Annotated in this window: 1 protein-coding gene; it reads right to left on the bottom strand. The window is 66.7% G+C overall.

Annotated elements, in window-relative coordinates:
- Positions 1–1,415: adenosylhomocysteinase (gene ahcY / locus QSK03_RS32850; RefSeq protein ID WP_285660032.1), on the bottom strand; the 1,415-nt coding region annotated here is incomplete at its 3' end.
- Between the last annotated feature and the right edge of the window lie 34 nt (positions 1,416–1,449).

Raw genomic sequence — 1,449 nt, 5'->3', positions numbered from 1 at the left:
GGCTTGTACGGGCCCTCGACGTCCACGCCGATGTACTCGGCCTGGTCCTTCGTGAGCTTGGTCAGCTCGGCGCCCAGCGCCTCGACGTGGACCTTCGCGACCTTCTCGTCGAGGTGCTTCGGCAGGCGGTACACGCCGATCGGGTACTCACCGGGCTTGGTGAAGATCTCGATCTGCGCGATCGTCTGGTTGGCGAACGAGTTCGACATGACGAAGCTCGGGTGGCCCGTGGCGTTGCCGAGGTTCAGCAGACGGCCCTCGGACAGCAGGATGATCGAGTGGCCGTCGTCGAAGCGCCACTCGTCGACCTGCGGCTTGATGTTGATGCGGTTGGCGCCGGACTTCTCGAGCTTCTCGACCTGGATCTCGTTGTCGAAGTGCCCGATGTTGCCCAGGATCGCCTGGTGCTTCATCCGCTTCATGTGGTCGAGGGTGACGATGTCCTTGTTGCCGGTCGTCGTGATGACGATGTCGGCCTCCTCGATCACGCTGTCGAGGGTCTTGACGTCGTAGCCCTCCATGAGCGCCTGGAGCGCGCAGATGGGGTCGGACTCGGTGACGGTGACGCGGGCGCCCTGGCCGGCGAGCGACTCGGCGGAGCCCTTGCCCACGTCGCCGTAGCCGCAGATGACGGCCTTCTTGCCGGAGATCAGCACGTCGACGGCGCGGTTGATGCCGTCGACCAGCGAGTGGCGGCAGCCGTACTTGTTGTCGAACTTCGACTTGGTGACCGAGTCGTTCACGTTGATCGCCGGGAAGAGGAGCTTGTCCTGCTCGGCGAACTCGTAGAGGCGGTGGACGCCGGTCGTGGTCTCCTCGGTGACGCCCTTGATCCCGGACGCGACCTTGGTCCAGTGCTGCTTGTCGTTCTCGAGCGAGCGGCGCAGCGTGCCCAGCACGACCTGGTACTCGGCCGGGTCCTCGTCGGTGACCGACGGGACGACACCGGCCTTCTCGAACTCGACGCCCTTGTGCACGAGCATCGTGGCGTCGCCGCCGTCGTCGAGGATCATGTTCGGGCCGCGGGTGTCGCTGTCGGCCCAGGTCATCATCTGCTCACAGCACCACCAGTACTCCTCCAGCGTCTCGCCCTTCCAGGCGAAGCAGGAGATGCCCTTGGGCTGGTCCGGGGTGCCGTGCGGGCCGACGACGACCGCGGCCGCGGCGTGGTCCTGCGTGGAGAAGATGTTGCACGAGGCCCAGCGGACCTCGGCGCCCAGCTCCACGAGGGTCTCGATGAGGACGGCGGTCTGCACCGTCATGTGCAGGGAGCCGGAGATGCGCGCGCCGTGCAGCGGCTTGGCCTCCGAGTACTCCCGGCGCAGGGCCATCAGGCCGGGCATCTCGTGCTCGGCGAGCCGGATCTCCCGGCGGCCGAAGTCGGCCTCGGCCAGGTCGGCGACGGCGAAGTCGATGCCGTTCTTCTCGGCGAACTTCTCGTTGACGGTG

It is taken from the genome of Actinomycetospora sp. NBRC 106375, from assembly GCF_030269665.1.
In the GTDB taxonomy this organism is placed as follows: Bacteria; Actinomycetota; Actinomycetes; order Mycobacteriales; family Pseudonocardiaceae; genus Actinomycetospora.
The sequence above is the reverse complement of the archived record's forward strand: the minus strand, read 5'-3'. Positions and strand labels throughout refer to the sequence as shown.